The following is a 7979-nucleotide window of genomic DNA, read 5'->3' as shown; positions in this document are numbered from 1 at the left end:
GTCGCAGGTGTGACCCGAGGCAATCCACTTGCTGATGACCGGGGTGATGTGGTCAATGTCGTTATAATGACGCAGAAAAAAAAGTGCTTTCATCCCCGCTTTTTCCTCCCCGACATGTTAGAGACAGGCAGCATATCCATCATTACATTGAATATTCAGATACATTCGAGTGGCGAAAAGCGCGTAATTGTACACGCGCGGATATTCGTTTACCAGCGTAGCGCGCCAGAAGCGCCGCGCGTTAGAAGTATCGTTACATAACAAACGCAAATTAATAACCACGTCGCAGACGCAAGAATGACTGAATGGGAGTCAGGTGAGACACCGGAACGTATAATTATTCATGACGCGGGGACAACTAGGGGCACGGACAGGCACGGCAACAATCCCGGCAGTTTTACGTAGCCATATTTCGACGCCCTACACTAGCACAGCTATTGTTTGCTGATACCACGCCGGCGAAGAGACCTTTGAATAAACCCCCCGATTGTGACAGCTCGGCTGCCATAATTGGCGCTTCACGAGAGCCTATCCAGAGATCGGCCACGAGTAAGACTACCTCAAGTTCTCGCGGAATACTTCCCCGAATGGTAGGATAGCGATCAGAGCGACAAATTCCATTTTCACTAACATGATCGGGCCATAATCGCCGGTCAAATGGAGAAGGACCTTTTTATGACAACAAGCTCTCCAGTGAGTATGAATAACTAATGAAAACAATTGCTGTAATACCGGCACGTATGGGTTCATCACGTTTCCCCGGCAAACCGCTTGCAAAGCTTCTAGGCCGAACCATGCTGGAACACGTCTACAAGCGTGTTGCCCTGAGTAATGCCCTTGACGCCACTTATATCGCCACTTGTGACGAGGAAATCCGGCAGGTAGCGCAGGATTTCGGCGCTTCCGTGATTATGACTGCCGACACCCATGAACGGGCCAGTGACCGTGTGGCGGAAGCCGGTGCCGAGATTGATGCCGAACTTATTGTTATGGTACAGGGCGATGAGCCAATGACCCATCCGGAAATGATAGACGCCGCGGTGGAGCCGTTTCGGCACGACCCCCTGCTGGGCTGCGTTAATCTGGTGCGAAGTATCGATAACAAAGCTGATTTTTATGACGTCAACACCATTAAGGTGGTGATGAATCAGCAGGGTGACGCGCTTTACATGTCACGTCAGCCGATACCGACCGCTCCGACCCTTACTCAATCCGCCCCGCTTAACTTCATGCATACGCTCGCTTACAAACAGGTCTGCATCATCCCATTCCGCCGGGAAACACTGCTCGATTTTGCCAGGCTGCCGCCCACTCCGCTGGAGCAACTGGAGTCCGTCGACATGTTACGATTGCTGGAACACGGCTATCGGGTGAAGATGGTGCGGACGAAGTTTAATACTCAGGCAGTAGATACCCAGATCGATCTGGAACGTGTGGCCGGATTGATGGCAAGCGATCCCCTGCTGGCCTCGTATTGAATCCCTACCCCTATCCCTTTATAACAACAGCCGCCTCCAACAGCTTTCCCTGGGAAGAAATACCAATGCAATTAAAATCAAAACTGGCGCGAAATGCACTGACCATCGGCTCATGGGTCACGTTAGGGCATCCAGCCATCGCCGAAATCATGGCTGCCGCCGGATTTGACTGGCTGGTACTGGATACAGAGCATAGCGTCCTGGAGTTGAGCGAAGTTCAAATGCTGATCCAGGTGCTTGATGGGCAACAGTGCCCGGCAATCGTACGGCTGACTTCGAATCATCCAGACCAGATCAAGCGGGTAATGGACGCCGGTGCTGCAGGCGTAATGGTGCCCATGGTTAAAACCGCTGCTGACGCGGAGGCTGCGGTACAAGCTGTTTATTATCCGCCTCGAGGCCGGCGCGGAGTCGGCCTGGCTCGTGCCCAAGGTTATGGCGCACGGTTTCAACAATACCGGCACTGGTTGGAAGACAATGCCATCATCGTCGCCATGATTGAGCATATCGACGCAGTCAATGCGATTGATTCCATTCTTTCTGTTCCCGGCATTGACGCCTATATTATCGGTCCTTACGATCTATCCGGCTCCATGGGTCGGCCTGGTGAACTTGATTATCCGGAAGTCCAATCCGCGATAGAACAAGTACGCGAGGCGGGACGTCGGCTAGGCAAACCGGGAGGCATTCATGTGGTCGAGCCGGATCCGGATGCATTGCGGCGAAACATTGAAGCCGGCTTCAACTTTCTTGGCTATGGTCTGGACATTCGTATCCTCGATACGCTTTGCCGCAGTCATATGCAGAATATAAGAGCAACGCTATGAGTAAACTTGTCATTTCCACCTCGTCGTTTGACGTGGACAGCAACCCGCATATCCAGCATTTACTGCAGGAGGGCATGCATATTGCCAGTAATAGCCATGGACGCAAGCTCACCGAAGACGAAGCCATCGAATTGCTCGGTGCGGATGCCGTCGGGATGATCGCTGGAATAGAACCCCTTACAGAACGCGTTTTTGCATCTGCCAAAAGCCTGAAGGTGATATCGCGTTGCGGAAGCGGTCTGGACAGCGTTGATCTTGCTGCAGCAAAGCGCCATGGTATCGCTGTTCTGAATACACCCGAAGCACCGGCTCAGGCAGTTGCTGAACTCGCTATGGGCCTGATATTGTCGGCGTTGAGAAGGATATGCCGGACTGACCGATTGCTCCGCGCAGGGGAATGGCCACGAACGCAAGGCCAGTTGCTTGCTGCCCAGGTGATAGGTATCGTTGGCTTTGGACGGGTAGGACGACGTGTCGCCCGTTTGTGCCAAGCGTTTGACGCTGAGGTTATAGCGCATGACTCCTATGTGGAGCAGGCACCGGAAGGAGTAAAACTGGTACCCTTGGAGAAGCTTCTGGCGGAGGCGGATGTCATCAGTCTCCACCTGACATACGATGCCGGCACGCATCATTTGCTGGATGCGGATGCTTTCGCAAGGATGAAGCCCGGCGCCGTGGTGATAAATACTGCCCGCGGCGGCCTCATCGATGAAGTCGCCCTGGCCGAGGCTTTGACTTCCGGACAGCTGGGTGCGGCTGCACTCGACGTTTTCGAGCAGGAGCCCTACCACGGCCCATTGCTCAAATGCGACCAGGCGATTCTCACCTCGCATATTGGCTCTCTCGCCAGAGAGTCGCGTCAGTGTATGGAAATTGAAGCTGCGGAGAATCTGCTGCGGGGCCTGGGTAATGCGGGCCTCATCAAAGATGGGCTAATAAAGAATGTCTAATGAAACCGCTATTGTGTATGGTGCGAGTGGTTTTCTTGGCAGCCATGTAGCCGATGCATTATCCGCCGCCGGCTACCGGGTGCGTTTGTTCGATCGCTGTCCATCTCCCTATCGACGCCATGATCAGGAAATGATCATTGGTGACGTCATGGACCTGGCCCAGGTGACGGAAGCAGCCAAGGGTGCCGACGTCGTCTACAATTTTGCCGCCATCGCGGACATTGATGAAGCGCACGACAAACCCCTGGCTACTGCCACGATAAATGTCCTGGGTAATATGCACGTATTGGAAGCCGCCCGTCTTGCCGGAGCGCGTCGTTTCGTCTTCGCCAGCAGTATTTATGTCTACTCGGAGTCCGGATCTTTTTACCGTGCCAGCAAACAGGCGGCCGAACGCTTTATCGAAACCTATCATGAGCGCTATGGCCTGGAATATAGTATTTTACGCTATGGATCTCTGTACGGCAGGCGTGCTGATGCACGCAACGGTATCTACCGGATGCTGCATGAAGCGGTGGAACAACATTCAATAACTTATCACGGCAGCGGTGAGGCGCTTCGCGAGTACATCCATGTGGAGGACGCGGCGCGCATGAGCGTACAGGTTCTGGCGCCGGAGTTCGCCAACCGCCACCTGATTCTGACGGGACAGGAACGATTGCGTATCAAAGAAGTCATGACCATGATCTCGGAAATCATGCCCTGGGAAGTTGCTTTGCATTTTGATGAAGCCAATGCGGTGCATCACTACGAAGTGACTCCCTACGCGTTTCAGCCCCGAATCGGCCGCAAACTGGTCCTGAACGAACATGTCGATCTGGGCCAGGGTCTGCTTGATTGTCTCAGGGATATTCATAAAACCATGCATCACTCCGGCGAAGATGACGAGGCCACGCCATCGGCATCCGACAACAAAGCATGACGACAGCGGATTGGCAAGCCATTATCTTCGATTTCGATGGCGTAGTGGTTGAATCCGGCGATATCAAAACGCAAGCTTTTGCTAATCTCTATCGGGCCCATGGGGAAACGGTCATGGCTGAGGTGGTGCGATATCACCGCTTGAATGGCGGCATGTCACGCTACCAGAAATTTCATTATTTTCAGCAACACTTATTGGAAAAACCTCCACTGACACCGGATGAAGAGCAGCAATTGGACCAGCTTTTCTCCGAACTGGTGGTCGAGGCAGTCGTTGCCAGCGAGGCAGTGCCTGGCGCAGCCGAACTGATTCGTAAAGAGGCCGCGAGGATACCTTTATTTATCGCATCCGGTACGCCGGAAGCAGAGCTTAATACGATAGTCATGCGTCGTGGCATGGCGCCCTATTTTAGGGCGGTGCGCGGTTCCCCCACGCCAAAACAACTGCTCATCGCGGATATTTTGTCGTCCCACGTCCTTTCCCCCGAACGCGTGCTCATGATCGGCGATGCGCTGATTGATTATCAGAGTGCGCAGATAAACGGGATAGCATTTCTGGGGCGGGTACGCCCGGGGGATGACAACCCCTTCCCGGCAGAGGTCAATACGTTACCTGATCTGAGTTCATTACTCACCTGAGAAGAATCTATCTGCTGCCATGCTATCTTCATGAGATCAATAGCTCAGTGAGCACCCTCTATACACGAAGCAGTTATCCACGCAAAAAAATATTAGAAATTTACCGGCGGAATAGAAGGCGTAGCCAGGCGCCGGCTTGTGCGTTGAAAAATATATTTCTAAATCATATTCAGTTTAATTTGGACACGACGAGATGTTGAGGAATGCAGGCAGGGCCCAAGTTTGGATGGATGGCGCGTAAAATGCTCAGCACGCATCGTTTGTGCATTCTTGAACATTCAAAAGGCTACTGGATATGACCTGTGGCAAAGAAAAAAGCGCTATCAAAGCGATCATCCTCAGCGCTGGACAGGGACGACGGCTACTGTCGCTAACTGAAAACATGCCGAAGTGCCTGTTACCGATAGCAGGCAAACCAATTATTGCTTGGCAGATTGAGGCATTACTCGCTGCCGGGATTCATGATATCACTGTGGTCACGGGCTTCAAATCCAGCCTGGTCGAGTCTCTGTTGCAAAGCTATGCGAATCGGGCACGGATCAATACAATCTTTAATCCGTTCTTCGAGGTTGCGGATAATCTGGCCAGTTGCTGGATTGCACGTTCCGCGATGGATCGCGACTTTCTGCTCCTGAATGGAGATACCATTTTTGATAAAGCGTTACTGATACAACTGTTGAACTCGGGCGCCGCACCCATTACCCTCACCGTGAGTTCCAAACCCATCTACGATGCGGACGACATGAAGGTTCAGCTGGATGAGAATGGATGGGTCAAGCACGTGAGTAAGAACTTAACCGCCGATCAAATCGACTGCGAATCCATCGGTCTTATTTTTTTTCGGGAGCGCGGGCCGCAACTTTTCCGCACGGCGGTCGAGGATGCACTCCGTCACCAGGAAAAGCTTAAATGGTGGTATCTCGCCATCGTGGATGCGCTGGCCGGCAAACAATTAGTGAATGCGTATTCTGTGTCCGGGCATTTCTGGTGTGAAATTGATTTTGCCGCGGATCTGGTAAAGGCTGAGGCACTCTTCAGCAAAATAGATCAAGATGAAATTGCATAGCCATCTTCCCACCGATGGGAGGTTTATTCGATGGGGGGTTAAATAAAAGATGAATATAGCCCTGCTTCGTTGCAGACTTGCGAGCAGAACCCATGCTTGTGCTTGCCCACTTGACGCAGGACATAACCGCCCGTCCAATGTCTGTCCCTTGATGAGGCGTTATCACGATGTCAATTGATACGCGCACTTTCGGCGCTCTGAACACGTGCCGCTCATATCATCGGCCGTGTCTTCCGAGCCCCTTGCAATGTATAATGCGAGGAATTGTGCGGGAGATCATGCGCACATCGTACCCTGGAGGCAGGATACGATAATTCGTAAATTTGATTTGAATATTCCCTGGGCGAAATGCATCTGCGGGAAACAATACATGGTTCTTGAATGATCAGTTCTCCGCCGGATGCACCAATCTTTAACGCAACAATGCGAAAGTTTGGGGCGCCACAAACAATAATTCAACAATATCAATACTGGACTCTCATGCTCCGCCCAGTCCAGTTAACGCTTGGTTCTCTGGTTCTGGCAGCTCGTGAGCCAGCTCAAGAATTCTCTAAACTGAGTGAAGCGAGCTTTACCGAGCTTCACAAAATAACAGCACAGCTGGAATCTGCTTTAGCAAAGGCATTTAATTACGATAAGCTTAATTATCTGATGCTAATGATGGTTGACCCGGACGTACACTTCCATATTATTCCGCGGTACGCAAAGGCAAAGTATTTTAATGGTCTGGAGTTTATCGACTTCGGTTGGCCGGGGGCGCCTGACTTCCACCGGCCAACCGAAACCGATGCAAGAACTAACCAGCAAATCATCGATTACATATTACCCTGCTGGGCATAAGCATCGCGCCTTCGTAATCGGGGGAAGGTAAGGAAAATTGAGAACAGCGATGTTTCAGGCAAGGCGGGTTGCTATGGCGGAGAGAGGACGAGCCTGGGTTTACGGTTTCTGGATTTATGAATATTTCACGCCGCCCGGGTTTGCAGTGCGAAGCCGGTTAACCATCAGCTATATGATTTTTTAGGAAATGCCAACAATGACGCAACTTGTTCTGTTACGACATGGGGAAAGTATTTCGAACCGGGATGGGTATTTTACCGGCTGGAACGATGTTGCGTTGAGTCATCGCGGTGAACAGGAGGCGGAGCGGGCTGGCCGCCTGCTCAAGGAGGCAGGTTGCGAGTTCGACATGTGTTTTACTTCGGAACTTAGGCGAGCCACTGACACGCTGCGTATTGTATTGTCGGCGATGGGACTTAACGGACTGGCCACACGGCAGAGTTGGCGCTTGAATGAGCGCCATTACGGGGCGCTGGAGGGAGTACACCGTATTAATGCTATCGGGAAATTTGGCATATGGCCCGTCCTTGGCCCCCAGTTACGGTTTACTACATTCCCCCCCCCGCTCCGCCCCGGCGATGCACGTTGCCCCGGGAATCAGCTCCGCTACTCGGACATCGACAAGAAAGAATTGCCGCTTGCGGAGAGCATGCAGCAGACTTTCTTCCGGGTCCTACCCTATTGGCAGGAAACAATCGTGCCCGAGATCCAGCGTGGAAAACGGATTCTCGTGGTATCTCACCGGCACGTCTTGCGTTCATTGATGATGCAGCTGGATGGATTATCCGTTTCCCAGCTAATGAAATTGTCCATCGCCACAGGGCGTCCGCTGGTATACGACCTTAACGATAAACTGGGCCCTGTTCAGCATTACTATGCTGATCAGCCCATACAGTAACATTCAGCACAAGCTTATCCATGGCTCCAAGACTTTCCCGGTAACTGGTAATCGTTGAAAGCTATCGGGCGCCGAATTGAATCCCCGGTAAAGCTTCAACGGCCTGGGGCCGCTCAGCCTTGTTCGTCAAGAATTTGAATTGTGCCAGCAAGCTTTTTCCTGGAAACAGGCGAACGAAATGTTCGTGCTTAAAGTGTGAAACAAGGCATGCGGCATTTCATCCTGCATCATGCTGTCATCTAGATTTGTTGCTTGATTTTTAGAGGTATCCTTGACCCAATTCTGCGTTGTAATTCCCGAACTTAACGAAGCAGACAATGTAGGCCCCTTGCCGGCTCTCAAGATGATAGAGATGCCTAT

The 7979-nt window shown here is 51.9% G+C and carries 8 protein-coding genes; all 8 read left to right on the top strand.

Features of this window, described 5'->3' with window-relative positions:
* Positions 1–710: 710 nt before the first annotated feature.
* The 8 genes from BLP45_RS13490 to BLP45_RS13455 all read left to right on the top strand — a co-directional run bounded on the left by BLP45_RS13490 (position 711) and on the right by BLP45_RS13455 (position 7619).
* Positions 711–1478: a 3-deoxy-manno-octulosonate cytidylyltransferase gene (locus BLP45_RS13490; RefSeq protein WP_090373010.1), complete on the top strand. Its 768-nt coding sequence runs from the start codon at positions 711–713 to the stop codon at positions 1476–1478.
* A gap of 65 nt (positions 1479–1543) precedes the next feature.
* Positions 1544–2305 carry an HpcH/HpaI aldolase family protein gene (locus tag BLP45_RS13485; protein ID WP_090373009.1) on the top strand — a complete coding sequence of 254 codons (762 nt, stop codon included), beginning with the start codon at positions 1544–1546 and terminating at the stop codon, positions 2303–2305.
* On the top strand, positions 2302–3255 hold the full coding sequence (locus BLP45_RS13480) for a phosphoglycerate dehydrogenase (protein ID WP_090373008.1): 954 nt from the start codon (positions 2302–2304) through the stop codon (positions 3253–3255). Before BLP45_RS13485 ends, BLP45_RS13480 begins: the two co-directional genes overlap by 4 nt.
* Positions 3248–4177 (top strand): NAD-dependent epimerase/dehydratase family protein, encoded by a 930-nt coding sequence (locus tag BLP45_RS13475; protein ID WP_090373007.1) that lies wholly within the window; start codon positions 3248–3250, stop codon positions 4175–4177. The genes BLP45_RS13480 and BLP45_RS13475 overlap by 8 nt, the downstream gene beginning before the upstream one ends.
* On the top strand, positions 4174–4815 hold the full coding sequence (locus BLP45_RS13470; RefSeq protein WP_090373006.1) for an HAD family hydrolase: 642 nt from the start codon (positions 4174–4176) through the stop codon (positions 4813–4815). Before BLP45_RS13475 ends, BLP45_RS13470 begins: the two co-directional genes overlap by 4 nt.
* Before the next feature lie 295 nt (positions 4816–5110).
* Positions 5111–5881 carry a phosphocholine cytidylyltransferase family protein gene (locus tag BLP45_RS13465; RefSeq protein ID WP_176754763.1) on the top strand — a complete coding sequence of 257 codons (771 nt, stop codon included), beginning with the start codon at positions 5111–5113 and terminating at the stop codon, positions 5879–5881.
* Between the two features lie 381 nt (positions 5882–6262).
* Positions 6263–6721: an HIT family protein gene (locus BLP45_RS13460; protein WP_090373005.1), complete on the top strand. Its 459-nt coding sequence runs from the start codon at positions 6263–6265 to the stop codon at positions 6719–6721.
* A 196-nt stretch (positions 6722–6917) separates the two neighbouring features.
* A complete protein-coding gene (locus BLP45_RS13455; protein ID WP_090373004.1) occupies positions 6918–7619 on the top strand; it encodes a 2,3-bisphosphoglycerate-dependent phosphoglycerate mutase in 702 nt (233 codons plus the stop codon).
* Positions 7620–7979: the final 360 nt, after the last annotated feature.

The sequence above is a fragment of the Nitrosospira sp. Nl5 genome, assembly GCF_900102495.1.
In the GTDB taxonomy this organism is placed as follows: domain Bacteria; phylum Pseudomonadota; class Gammaproteobacteria; order Burkholderiales; family Nitrosomonadaceae; genus Nitrosospira.
This window is presented reverse-complemented; position numbering and strand designations above follow the sequence as displayed.

What these genes read in the sequence shown, in the direction of transcription:
- BLP45_RS13470 (WP_090373006.1), top strand. Translation starts at nt 4,174, where the DNA reads ATGACGACAGCGGATTGGCAAGCCATTATCTTCGATTTCGATGGCGTA.
- BLP45_RS13465 (WP_176754763.1), top strand. Translation starts at nt 5,111, where the DNA reads ATGACCTGTGGCAAAGAAAAAAGCGCTATCAAAGCGATCATCCTCAGC.
- BLP45_RS13490 (WP_090373010.1), top strand. Translation starts at nt 711, where the DNA reads ATGAAAACAATTGCTGTAATACCGGCACGTATGGGTTCATCACGTTTC.
- BLP45_RS13460 (WP_090373005.1), top strand. Translation starts at nt 6,263, where the DNA reads ATGATCAGTTCTCCGCCGGATGCACCAATCTTTAACGCAACAATGCGA.
- BLP45_RS13480 (WP_090373008.1), top strand. Translation starts at nt 2,302, where the DNA reads ATGAGTAAACTTGTCATTTCCACCTCGTCGTTTGACGTGGACAGCAAC.
- BLP45_RS13455 (WP_090373004.1), top strand. Translation starts at nt 6,918, where the DNA reads ATGACGCAACTTGTTCTGTTACGACATGGGGAAAGTATTTCGAACCGG.
- BLP45_RS13475 (WP_090373007.1), top strand. Translation starts at nt 3,248, where the DNA reads ATGTCTAATGAAACCGCTATTGTGTATGGTGCGAGTGGTTTTCTTGGC.
- BLP45_RS13485 (WP_090373009.1), top strand. Translation starts at nt 1,544, where the DNA reads ATGCAATTAAAATCAAAACTGGCGCGAAATGCACTGACCATCGGCTCA.